We start from the raw sequence: 17868 nt of genomic DNA on the forward strand, positions 1-17868 counted from the left end.
TTTTTTAATGGTGTTTCTCAAAGAAAAGTGAAATTGTTATTAAGTTAAAATGCGATATTAGAAAAGTCATATTATAATTCATGTTAATTTGTTTATTAATAATTGTATTTTATCATTCTTCGGCTTCGTCGCTGCCGAGCGTGGGCGCTGTACACCAAAAAGCCCCCCGCTTCAGAGAAGCGGGGGGCTTTTACTAGCCAGGAGGGCCCTAGGGGCTTGCTTGTTTACTCCTTGATGAGGCGCAGCACCTGGCGCAGCACCGAGCCGTCGGGCCGCTGGCCGCTAACCAGCACCTGGTAGGTGCCGGTGGCCAGGTCACTCAGCTCCAAGTGCTGCACCAGCCCGCCGCCTAGGGTCAGCTGGCGCACCTGGCGGCCGGTGGCGTCGAGCAGCAGCACCTGGTAGGTGCCGGTGGACGGCAGGGCGCTCAAGTCCAGGCCCGTGGCCGCGCTGGCCGGGTTGGGGTAGAGCGTCAGGGCCAGGGCCGCCGACTTCGTAAAGCTGACCGAGCGCACGGGCGAGTAGTGCACCGTGCCGTCCTGGTCGACCTGCTGCAGGCGGTAGTAGACGGGCTGGCCGCTGGCCACTTTGGGCCCGATGCCGGCGTCGGTGAAGGCGTAGCTGGTGGCCCTGGCCGTGGAGCCCTGGCCGGCCAGCTGGCCCACTGGGGTGAAGCTTACTCCGTCGAGGCTGCGCTCCACCACGAAGCGAGCGTTGTTGAGCTCCGAGGCGGTGGTCCAGCTGAGCTGGGCGTCGCGGTTCAGCACGGCCTGGGCCTCGAACTGCACCAGCTCCACCGGCAGCGGGTAGGCCCCTAGGGTGATGGTGACCGGTACCGTGTTGGTGCCGCCGTTCAGGTCGGTGGTCTGCACCGTCAAGGAGTAGGAGCGGGCCGTTGGATTATTCACCAGCTTGGCACGGTCGCTGACGTAGATGCGACCGGTGGCGGCATCCAGGCTCACGCCGGCGGGCAGCGTTCCCGCGGTCAGCACGGCATTGGTGCCAGTGGTAGCCAGGCCATTGCTGGTGCCGGTCAGCTGCGCACCCGTGGTGGCATCAAAGAGCAGCCCGTTGCTGCTGTAGCGCGCCATATTCAGGTCCGTCAGCTGGGCCAGCACGTCGCCCGTGGCGTAGGGGGTAGCCCCGCCCTTGCTGGCGTTATACGTGGCATAAGTACTGCTCAGGTCCACGCCCACCGGGATGGTGTACAGCGCCGGAGCAGCCGATACCGCACCCGCGTTGTCGGTGGCCGTGTAGCCGAAGAAAGCGTTGCCTACGAAGTTATCTACCGGGTCAAACCGGAGGTTAGCCGCGTCGGCCGCCTGAATAATTGAGCCAACAGCTAGTGCGGTGCCATTGAGCGACAGCACCCCTTGCTTAGTAGCATCCGGAATTGAGGTGAGCGTGTACGATTTGATGTCGCTGGCGCCATTAGCATCGGTGGCGCTCAGCGGCGAAATCAGCAGCGGCCCGGCGGTATTGCCTTCAGGCGTTTGCAGGGCGTTCACCACCGCGTTGGCCACGGGGGCCAGGTTGCCGGGGACCACGTTCACCGTCGAGGTGTTGTTGGCCGTGCCAGGGGTAGCGGGCTCGGCGGTAGTGGTCGATACGTTGCCCACTACGGCGTAGGTCGTGCTCGGGGCGGTGAAGCTAATCGTGTTCATCACCTGGCCTCCCGAGCCGGGAGCTTCGCTCGTGATGACGGGGAAGGTCACTACTCCCGTACTGGCGTCGTAGGTGCCGCCGCCCGTAATGGTCACGCTCCCGCTGGCCAGGCCGGTCGGAATCGTCACCGTCTGGGCTACCGAGGCAGCCGGCGAGGGGCCGTTGTTAATCGTCAGTACCGAGTAGGTTACCGCGTCGCCGACGGCTACTGTGGTGGGGCCGCTCACGGCCGTGGCCACGTCGGCCGTAGGCGTCACCGTCAGGTTCAGGAACCGCGTGTTGTTGGTTAAGTCGGGGTCCGACTGGTCGCCGGTTACCAGCGCGCGCACTTGCAGCGGGGTAGTGCCCGACGCCACTACGTCGATGGTGTTGGTTTGCGTAGTGCCCGCCGTCAGCGAAATAGCCGGGAAGGTGACCACGCCCGTTACCGGGTCGTAGGTGCCGCCATTGGTAATGGAATTAATCGTGAGGCCGGCTTCTAGGGCCACGCGCTGCACCACCCCGGTAGCCGTGCCCGTGCTTGAGTTGGCGTTGGTCGTTGTCACTGTAAACTTAACCGACTGGCCGGCCGTGGGTGGGTTGGGCGAGGCGGTAATATTCGTTGACAGGTCGGTCCGAATAGTCGTCGGCGCGGTTTCCGCAGTGATAATGCTGGCCGTGTTGTTCGTGTAGTTCGACTCCTCAGCCGTGGCAGCTTCGCTCACGGTAGCCGTAGCATTAATCTGGCTCAGGTTGCTGGGGGCTATGAAGCGGATAATGTTCGTAACGGTGCCCGCCGAGCCTGGCAATTGGCTGGCGATAGTGGGAAAGGTTACGATACCCGTTGCGTTGTCATAGTTAGACTGAGTTGGATTAGAAAGCGTAATCGCCCCTAGGCCGGGCGGCAGCTGTACTCGGGTAACCACGTTGGTAGCGTTTGAAGGCCCGTTGTTAGTGGTCACAATAGCATAGTCTATCTGGTTGCCCTGCACGATGGTGCTGGGACCGCTGATGGCTACGGTCACATCCGAGATGGGGTCAACGATAGTTGTGACCGCCGAGCGGTTGTTGGTGCGCACGTTGTCGGGCGAGGCCGACGCTACCGAGGCAACGTTGACCAGCGTGGCTGCGGCCGGGGCCGCGTACTGGATGGTGTTGACCACCGAGTTGCCGGCCGCCTGACTGGTGATGGCGGGGAAGGTTACCAGGCCCGTGCTGGCGTCGTAGGTGCCGCCGCCCGAGAGCGTAACGCTAGCTAGACGCGCCGGAATCGTGACGGTTTGCACCACGTTGGCAGCCGGAACCAGCCCGTTGTTGGTCGTCGTTACGGTGTAGGTCACAGCCTGGCCCGCGCCCACTTCGGTGGGGCCAGTCAGGGTGGTGGCTACGTCGCCGGGTGCGTTCACCGTTACGTCGATGGTGGCCATATTGTCAGCCACCACCGGGTCGTTGGTTGTGGCCGCAATGCTGGCGGTAGCTGCCACCAGGCCCGAAGCCGGGGCGGTTACCGTCACCACGTAGGTATTAGCGCTGCCGCTGGCCAGCGAGGTAATTGATGGGAAGGTGACTACGCCCGTCGTGCTGCTGTAGCTGGCTCCGCTCACGGCATTGCCGCTCGCATCGGTAATCGTCACGCCCGTCAGGCCCGTAGGCAGCGACACGCGCTCTACTACCGCCGCGGCGGCGTTCGGGCCGGCGTTGCCGGCCACCACCGTGAAGGCCACGGCACTACCCGGCGCCACGTTGCCGCTCGGGGTCGTGATGGTCGTGTACACGTTGGCGGTGGGGTTGTTAGTGGCCGGGGTCGCCACGGTGGTCGTAGCCGTCGAACTGTTGTTCGTCGTCACAGCGTCGGTGGTAGCCGCGCTCACATTGGCCGTGGCCGTGATGTTGCTGCTGGGTGCTACGAAGCTGATGGTGCTGTTCACCACGCCTCCGTTTGCCAGGGTGCCCAGGCTCGGGAAGGTCACTACCCCCGAGGTCGAGTTGTAGGTGCCGCCGTTCGAGACGAACACGTTGGTGAGGCCCGTGGGCAGCTGCACCGTTTGGGCCACGGTGGTAGCCGGCGAGGGGCCGTTGTTGGTCGTTACCACGCTGTAGGTGGTCATGGTGCCGGCTACCGTCGAGGCCGGGCCGCTGATGACGATGGCTACGTCGGCGCCGGGCGTGGCCGTGATGGTGGCCTTGTCGGCATTGTTGCTGGTGCGGCCCAGCTCGCTAGTGGCCGTGGCAATGGTGGCCGCCGCCGTTACCGAGCCCGTGGCGGGCACCGTAAAGTTGATGGTGGAGGCGATATTGGTGCCGCTTGGCAGGGCGGTGCCCGCCGTGCCGTAGGTGTAGGTAACAAGGCCCGTGGTCGCGTTGTAGCTGCCCGTGGTGCCGGCGCTGGTGCCCGTTATCGTCACGCCGCTCAGGCCGGCCGGCAGCTGCACCTGCAGAGTGGGGCTGGTTGCCGGGCTAGGACCCGCGTTGCTGAACGTTACGCTGAACGAGCCCGTCTGGCCGGTGGCTACCGAGGCGTTGGCCGCCGTGATGGTGGTCGATACGTCCGTAATGGTTCCGATGGTCGAAGTGAAGTTTGCCGCATTGGCGTAGGTACCCGTGCCGCTGCCTTCGCTAGTGGTCGTGGTCACGTTGCTGGTTTGCGTCACCGAGCCCGTAGTGGTGGGGGCAGTGAAGCTGTAGGTGAACGTATTGGTGGCGCCGCTGGCCAGGGTAGCCGCCGTGCCAAAGTCAATCACGTTGTTGGTCGGGGTGTAGGCCACGCCGTTCACCAGCACGTTGGTGGCGCCGGCCGGAATGGTCACCTGCTGCGTAACGGTGCTGGCCACCGAAGGGCCGTAGTTGGTGTAGGTAGCCGTGAAGGTGCCCGAGGGCTGGCCCGCATTTAGGGCTATGGGTCCGGCGAGGGTCGTCGTTACGTCGGCCACCGGCGATACATTTAGCGAGAAGGTGCTGGTATTGTTGGCCGTAATGGCTTCGGGTGTGTCCGTGCCAATAGTCGATTTAGCCGCTACCGGACCGCTGGCCGGAGCCGTGAAGGTGATAACCGAGCTGGCGGAGTTGTCGCCGCTAGCCAGCGAAGCCACTGCGGGATAAGTTACCAGGCCAGTCGTAGCGTTGTAGGCCGCCCCGGTGATAACGTTGCCAGCAGCGTCTTTAATGACCACGCTGGCCAGGCCAGCCGGTAGCTGCACTTGCCGCGTCACGTTGGCCGCGGCTAGGGGGCCGTTGTTGGTAAAGGCCACGTTGAGAGTCGCCGTTTGGCCAGCTGCCACCGGGTTGGTGGGGGCCGTAATAACCGTGGCCACGTCGGCTACGCAGTTGGCACCCGCTGCGCTGTTGGCGATGCTGGGGCTCACGCTGGTGTTGCTCAAGCCGTTTAGGCCGGCAGCTGCGCCAAAGGCTACACCGGTCGTGCTGCCATTAGCATAAGTAAGGCCGTTGGTACCAGCCGTCGTCGGTGAGCCGGCAACGGCACCGTTAGTCAAAATCACCCCGCCGCCGCCGCCGCCACCAGGGCCGTGGCCGCTGGCATTGCCCGCATTATTTGGGTTGGTTCGGCCACCCATGCCTCCCAATGCATTAAGAGTCAAGTTGCTCAAGCCGCTGGGAGTAGCAGCCGTGATAAGAATGGAGCCCCCGGCTCCGCCGCCGCCGCCGCCATCTTGTTGTACCGAGGTCGTCGTCGTAGTGCCATTGAGGGCGCTGGCACCGTTGGCCGTGATGGTGCCGGTGCCGGTAATGGTACCCGTGCGCACGATAATGATGCCGCCACCCGCTGCACCGCTGCTGGCGAAGCCATCGGCGGCGGCGTTGCCGGTGCCATCGTTGGTAGTGCCTGAGCCGCCACCACCACCCAATACTAAACGGCTAGTGCTAGCCGCTGGAAAAGCAGTGCCAGGCTCGCCGCCGACAGCTAACGCATTTCTAAAGGAGTCGCCACCCCGGCCACCAGCGCCGCCATTGGCCCCGCCGCCGCCGCCGCTGTTGTATTGATTTCGAATGGGCTCGCCATCAGTGCCGCCTCCGCCCGCGGTGCCCGGTGCACCGCGGCCGTTATCGCCGTTAGGATAGCCGTCGTTTAGGGTAGTGGGTAAGCCGTTTGTGCTTGAGCGCGTATCTAAAAGAACACCGTTATTATTGACGTAACGCGGTGTGCCTGCAGTTCCTTCACCTTTAGTGCCATTGACGTTTGAAGCGGCTGAGGTACGATAATCCGAGGTAGCAAACCCCGCAGCAGTGCCGCCAATCCCCGTAAGCTTGCGCCCCGCGCCACCGCGGAAGCCCGCGCCCGAGGCATCGATGGTGAAGCCGGCCATATTAAGCTGGCCGGCTACGTCGAGCACGATAATGCCGCCCGAACTGCCGTTCCAAGTAGTAGCCGTCAGGTTGGCCCCTAGGGTCAGGTTGGTGTACTGAGGCACCCGAATGACTTGGAAGGTGCGCTGGCCCGTAGTAGCAGTAGCTGCCGCATTGGTATAGCCGTTTTTAAGGCCCGAAGCTAGATTAATGGTGCCCCCACTAGCCGCGGTTACGGTGTTAGTAGCCACCACGTATTCGTAGGTGCCAGCCGTGAAATTGGTCGTTAGGTTGCCGCTAGCGCCGCCGCCGGCCATGCCGTCGCCGTAGCTGTCAGTGTTGGTAGCGTCAATATCGGCGCCTTGCATCTGGATAACTAGTAGCAAGTCGCCGGCCGTGATGTTTGTGGCAGTTCCCGTAGCGGTACCTACCGCAATGCTGGTAGCCCCGACGGCTAGCGTCTGGCTAGCTGTGCTGGGGTAGTAGGCATTCGGGTTAACTGACACCGTGGGCGAGCCGTCTTTGCCCGCCGTGGCGCAGGGCGCGGGCGTGCCGGCCGCGCCGGTGGGCGAAACAGTAGTGGTTACGTTGGCATTCGTCGCCGAACCATTGTTGTTGTTGGTATTGGCATCGGCCGAGTTGGTAGTGCTGGCAGCCTGGCCAGTAGCTGTGGTGGGCGAAGCCTGCGCCACGAAGCTCACCGTATTGACCACTGACGCGCCGGCGGCCAAGGCACCATTGGTGAACGTCACAATGCCCGTGGTAGCATCATAGCTGCCCCCGGTCACGGTCACGGTGCTGGCGGCTGGCTTGTTGGCCAGCGTAATGGTAGTGACAACGCTAGTTGCGCTGGCAACCCCGTTGTTGGTAGTTGTGGCCTGGTATACAACTGTTTGGCCTACTGCCGCCGCAGTTGGCCCGTTGATGATGGTAGCCAAATCGACGGTGCTAGTCGGGCAGAGTATCGAGTTAGGTACTACTTGCTGAGCTAGGTTATTAGGTCCACCCGAATATTGAAGAATCAGGCTGTTATCGCCCTGCTGATCGCCGTAATATAGTAGAATATCGTGCAAGCCGGCAGTCAGCGTGATGGTCGTTTGCTTGGTAGTGGCACCGTGTGCGCCACCGTTATTTATGGTCGCATTGCTTGCGGTAGCGTTACCCGTTCCCGTATCAAGCCACAGGTAAGAATCATCATCCGAAGTCAAGTAAAAGGTGTAGCTGCCAGCAGCTGCGATGTTGATGCTGCCCCGGTAGCGCGCGCTGAAGTAATCGGGGTTGTCGCTGGTGCCTTGCGTAACGGGGGGGGAGATGCTGCCCCAGCTGTTATTGTTAGGAAAATTTATGTTTCCATCCGTGCGCGTCAAACCTGGTGTTCTGGTGTTGAAGAATGTCAGGTCCCCCGCAAAGTAATTGTTATAATAGTCGGCAGACAGGCCGCTACCACCCGCGCCGGGGTAGGCAATACCAGCGCAACTATTGTTCGGCAGGGTTATCACCGTTTGCACGCTGGCGTTGCTCGCCGAGCCATTATTATTGGCGGCCGTAGGGTCGGTTGTCGTAGCCGTAGAAGAGGCTGTACCGGTGATGGTCGTCGTGTAGTTAGGCGCCGTAAACGTGAAGTTGTAGGTCAGGCGGTTAGCCGCGCCATAAGCTAGCGAAGTCGTGGTAGGTAGGGTCAGCACCCCCGTGTTGTTGTTGTAGCTGGCACCGGTGGGCAGCGACGTAAAAGCCGCCGCCGTGAGACCAGCGGGTAGCTGCACCTGCGGGGCCACGCCCGAAGAATTACCAGGGCCGTTGTTTTGCACGGTGGCCGTGTAGGTGACACTACTTCCCGCCACTGCCGACGTCTGGGTAGTTGAAAGCGTCGTCACCACATCGGCGATTAAGCAGTCGGCCCCCGCAATGCTGTTGTCAATGCTCGTGCTGCTGTTTGTGGTCATCACCCCCGCGCTGCCTTGCGTAGCCCCGTAGGCAGTGCCAGTGTATTTGTCATTGGTGGTGGTGGTGCCTGGTGCGCCCCCGGCCACCGACGAGGCGGCATTAATGCTCCCGTTGGTAAAAATGATGCCGCCGCCGCCGCCGCCGCCAGGGCCGTGGGCTACGTCGTTCGCGTCTTTGTTGCTGCCGCCGACCCCGCCGGTAGCCAAAACGGTCAGGTTAGCTAAGCCAGCCGCCGTGTTTGCCGTGAAGAGGACCGTGCCGCCCGCCCCGCCGCCGCCCGCGCCGTCGTTGCTGCCCGTGCCACTAGCGTCCAGCAAGATACCCGCTGCCCCCGATGCGTTGGCCGTGCCCGTGCCACTTACGCTGCCCGTACGCACCAAAATAAGGCCACCGCCAGCCGCGCCGCTGCTGTAGGCACCCGTGCCGTTTTGGGCTCCGCCCCCATCGCCGTTGTTGTTGCTGCCTGCGCCGCCGCCGCCGCCCATTACTAGGCGAGACGTAGTAGCCTGCGCAAAGGTAGCGCCACTAACAGCTTGATTGTTAGTATTAATGGAAGTGCCATTAGTGCGGGGCCAACCGCCTAGGCCACCAGTGCCGCCATTGCCGCCACCGGCGCCCCCCACGTTGAGGCCATTACTGTTGCTCCCGTTACCCGCGTTGGGAACATCGTCGGTGCCGCCCCCGCCGGCGTTGCCTGGTGCTCCGCGGCCATTATCACCGTTGGGGTAGCCATTCGTGACTGCTGGATTGCCGAAAGCCGATACTTTGGTCGAATTGTCGGTAGCGGTAGTAGCGGTAGTAAGCGTTTGCATTGCTAGGGTATAGCGCGGAGTACCCGCTATACCTTCACCTTTAGCCCCGTTAGCTGCTTGGGCGTTGGAAGTCCGATAGTCTGTATTGCTTAAGCCGGTTCCCCCCGTGTAAAGCTTGCCTCCACCCCCGCGGAAGCCTAGGCCCGCTGCGTTCAGCACCTGACCATTTAGAGTCAGCGTGCCAGCCACATCCATTGCCAGGATGCCTCCTTTGTCGCCATCCCAGGCCAGCGCATTTACTTGCCCGCCCAGCGTTACGTTGTTGTACTGCGGAATGCGGACTACCTGAAAGGAGCGACGGCCGGCGGCTGTGGTGGCCGCTGCCGCATAATAGCTGTTTACTAGCGTAGAAGTAATGCTAATGGTGCCAGCCGTATTGGTGGCTAAGGCACTATTAGCCACCACATACTCGTAGTTGCCCGCATAAAAATTGCCGCTGGCGCTGTAGCCGTTGCCCGTAGTGCTACCAGCTCCGTAGGCATTGGTATTGTTGGAATTGAAATCAACTCCCTGCATCTGAATCACCAGAAGTAAATCGCCAACAGCCACTGCTGTGTTGGCTCCGCCCGAAGCGCCAACGGTGATGCTAGAAGTGCCAGCGCCTGCATTAGCCGTACCGGCAAAGTAGGTGTTTACCACGCCTGTTAGTGAGGTAGGGCTACCATCTTTACCTGGGTTTGCGCAGGGCGCAACGGCCGTAGCCATGCGCACCGCGCGGGCTCCTTGAGGATGCCGTACCGTGCGCAGTGCTTTAGCCTGCGGACGAACCTCTAGTGGCACGCGCCGAGCCTTTGGTTCGGCAGAAGCTGCCCAAGCTATGGCCCTGCCTAGCGCAGTCCAGGCGACTAGCAATAAGAGTAATCGTTGTAGTCTCATAAAGGGTAAGGGAATGTTAGGAAAAAGTATAAATGGATATTAAAAAGGCGATTAGTACCATTCAAGCCAGCAGCTGGCTTCTCGCGGCGCTGGCTAGCCCTAGGGCCGTATGCGCTGCGGTAGTAGGTAAAAACATAGCTGGAGGGCAGTGGAATGAATAAGCTGCGCGCTGGTAGCGCAAAATATTGACCATAAGCCAGCTAATAGCTCCCGCTGGACCATGGTGAATAGCAGTAAAATATTCTTGTAAAAAGATTATTATCGTGTCAATTAAGGTGATTATTTAAAGGTTTGTAGAACGAAAGGTACTAGATGTTTTCACGATTAAGTATTATTTCTATTACGCGTAAAAATGACCAGATGGATTTTAATCTGAAGATTATATTATTATTAATAATCTGAAATACAGTAAAATATATAATAAGTTTTTTTATCTAGTAACAAAAATTCATTAATATGCTTTTAATAATTGTTATATTTTATTAGAATAATCATAAAAAAAATTTATTTATGAAATCAATCTTTCGCCAATGGCTATATAGCCGAGTAAGCTACCGGCTTGCCTGGTAAGCTGCCAGTAGTTGGCTAGGTTAAGTGCAGTAGCCGGCACGGTGCTTCACTGGTCGGCAGCTAGGCGCCACGACCTCCCCTTGCTCATGCCCGACGCGGCCACGGCCATTTGCCAGCGCTTGCCGGCTGCCGCAATCGGGTACGCCCCGTGTGAGTGGGTTCTTCTGCTAGTATCGGACCGGGTTTACTGCATCGAGAAAACCTGGCAGCCCCTAGGATAGGCCCCGCGCTACACCACGCCGTACTTGTTGCACTAAGCCGCGTGCCATCAGCAGGACTCTGCTCAGCAATTGCTGCAAGAGGCTATTAATAAGTAAGGAAAATGCGGTGCTCACTTCCCAGCACGCGGGCCACCTGGCCGCTTGGGAGCATTAGCTGCGGGTCGGTATGGCCGAAGTCTATGTTTTGCACGATGGGGATGTGCGCATTGTAAGCGCGAACCGTTTTCACCACGGTTTCCCGCTGCTGCTGGCAATAGACCGCTTTCTGCGCCTTGGTAAGCGGCTGCGCAAAGTCCCACGCTTTCGGCCGCCCGACTAGAATGGCTTGAAAGTGATTCAGCCAGCCGCGTTCGCCCAGGCCTATCAGCAAGTAGGCGACTACCCAGGGCGGCGGCATGCTTTCGGATGTTTCCAGATACAGCACGCTGCCTGCCAGGGCCGCCGTGCTGGGCAGGTATTTTTCGGCCGCTACCTGGGCTAGCAAGGATTCTACGCAGCCACCCCACAGCCGGCCCGCCCCATCGGCCGTGCCATCCCAGTGCCACCCTTCGTTGGCATCCAGCCGGCGCTCCGCTTGCCAGGTGGCAGAATTGGCCCAGTCGCTGGCTTCATCCGTGTAGCCCGCGGCCGCCGCTATTTCTACCTCTCCCGCGTGAAAGAGGGCATTGGTCAGGGACTGCACGGTAAAGTCGTGCATGTGCCCCGGCATGGCCAGTTGGGTCATCACCGCGCCGCCGTAATAGGAGGGAATACCTAAATTCCAGAGAAACAGGTGCAGGTGGGTACTGTCGCTGAAACCAAAAAAAGGCTTTGGATGGGCTAGAAAGACGGCCGGGTCCAGATACTTCAGCAATCGGAGTTGGTCCGTTCCTCCAATGGAGGCAAAAACCGCTTTGTGGGCCGGGTTGGCAAACGCGGCCAGCACATCCCGTGCGCGGGCTTCCAAGGGTGCGTTCAGCCGGCGCGTAGTCGGATATTCGACCGGCTCTAGCGCAAAGACTTCGCGCAAGCGCCGCAGGCCCAACTCCTGTACCCACGGAAACAAGCCCGGCAAGCCGGCCGAGGGAGAAATAACGGCCACCTGGTCGCCGCGCGAAAGCTTCGGAAGGACAAGAAAAGGATGCATTTGGCACCGTTCGAACTCGTTGTAAGGCAAGGTAATTCAGAAGATACTGAGACTGCGGTGCGCCCGCCCTCCCATAGCCCCAGGGGAGGGCAGACAGCCGCAGCCGCGTCGGGACGCGCGTACTATTCGTGCTGATTTTTACGACTGCCACCGGCCTGCGCCACCTATAGCACGGTATTGCCCGCCCAAGCGGCCACTATAAATAAACCAGCAAGCTGCTAGCGCTTAGTGTTAATCTGGTAGCTATTGCGCTGCTGCTTGAACTCGCTCGCTGGTCACGGGCTAAACTCAAGCCACAGTAGGGCAGTGCCCCCGGTATCGGGCACGATAGCCTGCGCGTGTCGCCCCCAATTGTTAGGGTCAAGTTGATTGCCCTGAGGCAGTTGATGCTTGGCGAGCGGCCAATCTGGGAAAGCCATTTCTGCTGGCTAACCGCGCTGGACGGGTAAAACACGAGCAGATGCTGTTTACGGCGCTGCAGGTGAGTTGAATTATCCCAGAAGAGGGGACGATGCTGGCGTGCGGGCCTCCTGCCATTCGGGTAATACGCACCCAGGAGAGCCGATTTCCCCAGACGCAAAAAACCCGGAAAACGGCCTTCGCAGCGCGAGCGGGCAGTTTTCCGGGTATGCCGGGAGGGTAAGTATGAGCCAACTACGGTGGCCCAACTTCCCAAGCGGTACGCTCGGTAAACTCTATGTAATCAGCCAGTTGCTCGCAAGCAGCCGGCCGCTTCGTATCAAGGGGTAGCGTCAGAGGCAGCGTTTCCTTCCAGATGCCGCCTGATTTCGCTTTTATCCAGTCCTAGGGCCTCAATTACGCCCCAGAGCCGCTCCACCGTCACGTCGGGGGCACTGGGGATGCGCGATGACAGAAAGCCCTGCACCTGCCAGAGCTGAATGATGTCGCGGGTTTCCAGCCCGAAGGGCTTGCGGTGCGGGTTGTCCGAGTACAGCGTTACCTCGTCGTCGGTGGCCCGCAGCCGGTGGTTGATGCGCTTGAGCAGCACGTTCTCGGCCGTGACCACCACGTACACCTCGCCCGGTTCCAGCAGCCGTAGCTCGCTCACCAGCGAGGCCACCACGATGTCGCGGCCGTGCAGCGTCGGCTCCATACTGTCGCCGTTCACCTCGAAGGCCCGGTAGGTGCCGCGCTCGAAGCCCGGCAGCCGGTACTGCCGCATCTGCTGCGCGTACACCGGCTCGTTGTGCTGCAGGCCGTAGCCGGCCTGCGCGTTCACGGGCACCAGCATTGTGTTCAACTCCCCGTCCAGGCCTACCGTCAGCAGCTGCTCCTGGCTGCCCGCCCCCAGCCGCCCCAGCAGCACCGGCCGCGCCTCTTCGCGGCCAAACGGCACCAGCTTCAGCTGGCCAGCTTGCTCGTCCGTCCCAGCGGTCAGCATCGGCCCGGCCCCCGTCAGCAGCCAGGTAGACGATACCTCCGGGAATGCTGCCAGAATTTCCACCAGCGTGTCGTAACCCGGCCGCACCTCATTGTTGAGCAGCTTGTAGAGCTTGGAGCTACGCCCGTAACCCAGCTTCTCGTTGGCCTGGTAGGTACTCAGAGTATAATGGTCAAGCAATTGCTTGATACGCCCGCCCGTGTCTCGCGACGAACCCGGCAGCACGGTTTTTTCAGATTGTTGTTCAGTGGCTTGCATATTAGGGCGCTAATTTTTAGCGTACATTTTGCTAAAAAATGTAAAAAATTGCGTTGCTTGCGCTACTGTTGTACACAAAGGTATAACAGCGCGTAATAAGATGCAACAAGCGAATAATAAAGAAGCGCCTACCCCTACGCTGCACCAGCTTATCCGGGGACTCGGCCGGCGCACCAACGTCATCAACGACGCGCTGAAGCTGCTCGAACAGCGTGGCCACACGTTCAGCAAGTCGGCAGTGTACACCACCATCAACCGCAACGGCACCAACAACGCCACCATTGAGGCCGCCCTGCTCGATGCCATCGAGGCCGAGCGCAGCAAGAAGGATTCCAGCACCGCCCGCCGCCAAGCCCTCGCCGCGTAGCCATGCAGCACGTCGTCCTCATTCCCGAAACGGAGTGGCGGCAGTTCACAGCCCGCCTCGAAAAGCTCGAAGCCGCCGAGCAGGCCCGCGCCACCCCGCCCCCCGTCGCCGACGAGCCGATGCCCACGGCAGAAGCCGCCGCCCGCATCGGCCTCTCGGTAAGTGCCCTACTGCGTGCCCGCCGCGCCGGCAAGCTTCAGGGCGTGCGCCTCAACGAGAAGGACTGGGGCTTCCGCCCGTCCGCCCTCGACCGCTACCCCCGCCGCTATCACCGCCAAGCTGCATGAGCCAGGTCGTGCTTTCCCTCTTCGACCACTCCGGCCGCTTCGTGGAGCCGTGGGCCGCCGCCGGCTACACCTGCTACTGCGTGGACGTGCAGCACCCGCCCGGCGAAACCTGGGCCGGCAACGTGTGCCTGGTCGGCGGCGACGTGCGCCGCTTCGTCCCGCCGCCCGGCCCCGTGGCCTTCATAGCCGCCTTTCCGCCCTGCACCGACCTGAGCAACGCCGGGGCGCACCTGTTCCGCGTCAAGGGCCTGCGGGCGCTGGCCGCCGCCCTCGACCTGGTGGGCGCGGCGGCCGACCTCTGCGAAAAGCTCGGTGCGCCCTACTTCATCGAGAATCCCCGCGGCCAGCTGCGCCACTACTGGCGCGAGCCGGACCAGCAGTTCGACCCCTGCGAGTACGCCGGCTACCTGCCCGACCCCCACGCCGAGGCCTACACCAAGCGCACCTGCCTCTGGACCGGCCATGGTTTCCAGATGCCGGAGAAGCGCCCCGTCTTCCCCGCCCAGGGGTCAATGGTGGACAAGGTGCCCGGCTCGAAGAACCGCGCCAATATCCGCAGCCTCACGCCCCGCGGCTTCTCGGCCGCCGTCTTCCTCACCCACCACCGCCCATGAATCAGCAACTCGCTCACGTCGGCCCGGAAGCCGACACGTCCCTGCTCACCGTCACCAAGGCTAAACTCAAGAACGGCCTGCTCTACGCCGAATTTAGCGAGCAGCACGACGCGCAGGCCGCCCCGCGCACTTTCACCATGCAGGGCACCGAGCCGGTGCACCCCGACCTGCTGCGCGCCCTGGCCCACCTCGTGCCCCACCTCTGCCTGTTCACCGAGCAGCTGACCGAAACCCCCGACTACTGGCCCGACGACGTGGCTCCCACCGCCGACGGCGACGCGCTCGCCCTGCCCGCCCACTTCGCCGCCTACTCCGTTACCGGCTTCTCCCTAGGCCGGGGCCAGGCCGGCGTGACGCTGGTGGGCCAACGCGAGCTGGCCGGCGGCCAGGTGCTGAACCTGACCAGCCCCTACACCGCCTTCGAGGACGAGCACGCTACCTACGCCTACCCCGGCCAGCTTGAAGCCGCCATGCAGGGAGTGCTGCACGAGGTCGAGGCCGCCCTGCGCGGCAAGGCCAGCGCCACCGGCCGCCAGCTCCCCCTGTTCACGGCCGAGGCTCCCGCCGCTGCCCCGCAACTCACCGCCGCCTAGCAATGCCCCGCCCCCGTGAACTACGTCAAGCACAGCGTGGCCGCCCACGAACGCCTGCGCGCCCGCCCCGATGCCCGCCCTCACCACGTCAGCCTGTATTGGGCGCTATTCTTTGCCTGGAATGCCGCCCGCTTCCCCGACGAGCTGCCCCTGCATCGCGACGAGCTGATGGCCGCCGCCCACATCGGCAACAAGGACACGCTCACCGCTACGCTACGCGCCCTCGAAACCTTCGGCCTGCTCACCTACCAGCCCAGCCGCAGCGTCGGCGGTAGCCGCGTCCTGATGGCCAGCCTCGACGGCCCCGTTACCCCAGCAGTGGGGCAACCCGCCCCCGCCGGTACCCCCAATAGTGAGGCAACCCAACCCGCCCCGGTTGCCCCAGCAGCGGGGCAGCCAGTCCCCCCAACGGTGGGGCAACCCACGCCGGAGGTTCCCCCAGGAGTGGGGCAACACTCCTTAGTAGATAAAACAGCGGATAGTGTAAACAGTGATGTAAACAGCGACCCCGCCGCCAGCCCGAAAAAAAATGCGGGGCAGGTTTTCACGGGCGAAGGGCAGTCAGAAGCGCAGGTGCTCGACGACCTGACGGGAGACCCCTCCGGGGCAGGCGCAGCCCCCAAGAAAAAAGTTGCGCCAAAAATGAAGGGGGTAGGGAAGCGCCCACCCAGCCCCCGCGAGCCGCGCCCCCGGCGGCCGGCCCCGCTGCAGGAACTGCCCTTCCGCGAGTCGCCCCTGTTCGCCCTCGCGGCCTTCACCGCCGCCTTCGCCGGCACCGACTACGCCCTAGCCGACCTGCCCCACTACCACCAGCTCATCGACAACTGGCGTGACAAGAAAACTGGTCTGCCCCCCGTCCGCCGCGATTGGGCCGCCACCGCCCGCCGCTTCATGCTCAACGATGCCCACGACAACCGCCTCAAACTCGCTCCCGGCACCCACCGCCCCCCCACCGAGCCAGGCCCTGGCTCCCAGCCGCCCCTATCAGGCGGAATACCAGTTACTGGCTACCGTTCAAGCCGCTGGGATTAGAGACCTAGCCCGCGCCGACAGCGACGAGCTGCGCGAGATGGTGGCCGACCTGAGCACCGGCCTCACCCGCCCCCAGGCCGCCGCGGCCCCCAAGCTCTTCCAGCTCAACCGCCGCCTAGGGGAGGCCGTGGTAGTCAAGCTGCTGGTAATCGTACTCAAGTGCTTCTGCGACGCCGTGCGCGTGCCCGATAAGCCCACCCCCGCCGAGCTAATCGAAGCCGCCGAGGTGCTGGCCACCACCTACCCCTACGACAGCATCAAGGACATCGTACTAGCCCTCAAAGAGGCTCGCCTTAGTGGCCACAACTTCTACCAGTCGCTCGACACCGGCAAGATATTCGGCCTCGTCGCCACCTATTTCGAGAAGAAAGCCGACTGGCTGCACACCCAGCACCTCGACCAGAAAGCCCGCAGCACCAGCCGCGACCAGAACGCCGTGGCCCACTTAGCCGCCGCCGCCGCAGCTGTCCATAGCATCGGCCAGCGCCTCGACCCCCAGCACCCCAACCACGAGAGCCTGCGCCGCAAGCTCACCATCACCAACCAGAAAGCGAAGCGTGGCCTCCTCACCGAGCAGCAAGCCGCCGAGCAGCGCCGCCAGGTGCAGCAAGCCAATCAGCGTAAGCCCCGCCTCAACTGGCTGCCCCGCGAGGATGCCCAGCGCCGCCTCGACGCTCGCAACCGCGCCGAAGACCGCCGTCTGCTAGATAAGTATCATAGCAAACTCGAGCCATAAAGAGTGTTTATGCTTCTACTTATCTTGACATTCAAGCGCGCTCTAGACGTTGTCCGAGAGCGTTCCTGTTTGGCTAGCAACCGGTTTATTAGGGGCTTATCAGAGCCGTTTGGAGCATAGTGAAAGTTCAGTGCTAGCACGGATGTGTAGGCAGACTAGAATGCTGAAATTTGAACGCTTTGGACAGGTTTCCAGACTCATGTTAACCTAGCTCAGCCCTGGTGAAGGGTGGGCTCTATGACTAAATGCGGTCCGACGCAACTAAGTAACAGCACCCCATCTATCGCCAATGCCAAAAAGACTAAATAACAATGCGGCCTCACAACTATTGGGCACCGCCATTATACTGCTGACTGCGTTTTCACTGTCAGGATGTCCTAACACAAAATCGGGTTCTCCAAATGATGAAGGGTTAACGGCAAATTCATCCGTTTTGGGTAGTTCACTTTCCCTAAAAGATTTATCTGATTCACTCAAAACCGATGTCCTCGCCGGCGCCTCAAATACCGTTGCTAGCCTTTCAGGAAATGGGGGCTACGATTCCGCTGTGCCAACAATGCGAGAGCAACTGCGCAGTATGCGCTCAGTTGTCAAGATTTATGACTCAAAAACAAGCGCTGGCCTTGACGTGCCAGGCTTCGGGGGGGTGAAGTTTGGTAAGGACGAATCAAGCGTGAGCGCTTATTATATAGAGACCAAAACGGTGGTAGCGGCTCCTGGTGATACTGCGGTGTATGGGGTAGGCTACTCAGTACACTACCTGTTTAAAAAGGTGCGAAAAGGTGTCAGCGTCACTAACCTACCTTATGTAGCGGCATCAGTGCAGTTGGAGGGAAATAAGACGCAGGTATTGTATAGCCTGCAGACATATGGCATCAGCGGCCAGCCTCTAGTCCGTTTTTTTAAGCCCGTTGTCAATAAGCCGTTTGATGTGGAAGGATTTGCCATTATCCAATCATCTATTGATGGCATTCAGAATATACTGGGTGATGAGGCCTTATCCAAGACTGTCCGGTTTAGTCCAGAAAGACTTGCCAATGTGAAAGCTTCTGACCTTAGAAAGTGATAGGTAATCATCGGTGTG

Annotated in this window: 10 protein-coding genes; 7 read left to right on the top strand and 3 right to left on the bottom strand. The window is 61.2% G+C overall.

Going from position 1 to position 17868, the window contains the following annotated elements:
- Nucleotides 1–224 precede the first annotated feature (224 nt).
- The 3 genes from HHL22_RS11815 to HHL22_RS11825 all read right to left on the bottom strand — a co-directional run bounded on the left by HHL22_RS11815 (nucleotide 225) and on the right by HHL22_RS11825 (nucleotide 13155).
- The gene (locus HHL22_RS11815) at nucleotides 225–9218 is read right to left on the bottom strand and encodes a PA14 domain-containing protein (RefSeq protein WP_169531505.1); all 8994 of its coding nucleotides are present in this window, start codon (nucleotides 9216–9218) and stop codon (nucleotides 225–227) included.
- A gap of 1236 nt (nucleotides 9219–10454) precedes the next feature.
- A complete protein-coding gene (locus HHL22_RS11820; protein ID WP_169531507.1) occupies nucleotides 10455–11525 on the bottom strand; it encodes a S66 family peptidase in 1071 nt (356 codons plus the stop codon).
- 709 nt (nucleotides 11526–12234) lie between these two features.
- Nucleotides 12235–13155 (bottom strand): S24 family peptidase, encoded by a 921-nt coding sequence (locus HHL22_RS11825; RefSeq protein ID WP_169531509.1) that lies wholly within the window; start codon nucleotides 13153–13155, stop codon nucleotides 12235–12237.
- Between the two features lie 100 nt (nucleotides 13156–13255).
- Here HHL22_RS11825 and HHL22_RS11830 point away from each other — a divergent pair, with 100 nt between their 5' ends.
- From HHL22_RS11830 to HHL22_RS11860, 7 genes are all read left to right on the top strand, one after another.
- Nucleotides 13256–13522 carry a hypothetical protein gene (locus HHL22_RS11830; RefSeq protein WP_169531510.1) on the top strand — a complete coding sequence of 89 codons (267 nt, stop codon included), beginning with the start codon at nucleotides 13256–13258 and terminating at the stop codon, nucleotides 13520–13522.
- A 2-nt stretch (nucleotides 13523–13524) separates the two neighbouring features.
- On the top strand, nucleotides 13525–13809 hold the full coding sequence (locus tag HHL22_RS11835; protein ID WP_169531512.1) for a MerR family transcriptional regulator: 285 nt from the start codon (nucleotides 13525–13527) through the stop codon (nucleotides 13807–13809).
- Complete coding sequence (locus tag HHL22_RS11840; protein WP_169531513.1) at nucleotides 13806–14423, top strand: hypothetical protein; 618 nt, start codon at nucleotides 13806–13808, stop codon at nucleotides 14421–14423. The genes HHL22_RS11835 and HHL22_RS11840 overlap by 4 nt, the downstream gene beginning before the upstream one ends.
- The gene (locus HHL22_RS11845; protein WP_169531515.1) at nucleotides 14420–15016 is read left to right on the top strand and encodes a hypothetical protein; all 597 of its coding nucleotides are present in this window, start codon (nucleotides 14420–14422) and stop codon (nucleotides 15014–15016) included. The genes HHL22_RS11840 and HHL22_RS11845 overlap by 4 nt, the downstream gene beginning before the upstream one ends.
- Nucleotides 15017–15031: 15 nt before the next feature.
- Nucleotides 15032–16048 (top strand): hypothetical protein, encoded by a 1017-nt coding sequence (locus HHL22_RS11850; protein ID WP_169531517.1) that lies wholly within the window; start codon nucleotides 15032–15034, stop codon nucleotides 16046–16048.
- Between the two features lie 37 nt (nucleotides 16049–16085).
- Nucleotides 16086–16784, top strand: a complete 699-nt coding sequence (locus HHL22_RS11855) for a hypothetical protein (protein WP_195809278.1) — start codon at nucleotides 16086–16088, stop codon at nucleotides 16782–16784.
- A 289-nt stretch (nucleotides 16785–17073) separates the two neighbouring features.
- Complete coding sequence (locus HHL22_RS11860; RefSeq protein ID WP_169531519.1) at nucleotides 17074–17850, top strand: hypothetical protein; 777 nt, start codon at nucleotides 17074–17076, stop codon at nucleotides 17848–17850.
- The last annotated feature ends 18 nt before the right edge of the window (nucleotides 17851–17868 follow it).

Source organism: Hymenobacter polaris, assembly GCF_012927305.1.
Classification (GTDB): domain Bacteria; phylum Bacteroidota; class Bacteroidia; order Cytophagales; family Hymenobacteraceae; genus Hymenobacter; species Hymenobacter polaris.

Bases quoted from the DNA above. Each gene is read 5' to 3' on its own strand.
- HHL22_RS11815 (WP_169531505.1), bottom strand. From the start codon at position 9,218: ATGCAGGGAGTTGATTTCAATTCCAACAATACCAATGCCTACGGAGCT.
- HHL22_RS11840 (WP_169531513.1), top strand. From the start codon at position 13,806: ATGAGCCAGGTCGTGCTTTCCCTCTTCGACCACTCCGGCCGCTTCGTG.
- HHL22_RS11845 (WP_169531515.1), top strand. From the start codon at position 14,420: ATGAATCAGCAACTCGCTCACGTCGGCCCGGAAGCCGACACGTCCCTG.
- HHL22_RS11855 (WP_195809278.1), top strand. From the start codon at position 16,086: ATGGTGGCCGACCTGAGCACCGGCCTCACCCGCCCCCAGGCCGCCGCG.
- HHL22_RS11860 (WP_169531519.1), top strand. From the start codon at position 17,074: ATGCCAAAAAGACTAAATAACAATGCGGCCTCACAACTATTGGGCACC.
- HHL22_RS11825 (WP_169531509.1), bottom strand. From the start codon at position 13,155: ATGCAAGCCACTGAACAACAATCTGAAAAAACCGTGCTGCCGGGTTCG.
- HHL22_RS11835 (WP_169531512.1), top strand. From the start codon at position 13,525: ATGCAGCACGTCGTCCTCATTCCCGAAACGGAGTGGCGGCAGTTCACA.
- HHL22_RS11830 (WP_169531510.1), top strand. From the start codon at position 13,256: ATGCAACAAGCGAATAATAAAGAAGCGCCTACCCCTACGCTGCACCAG.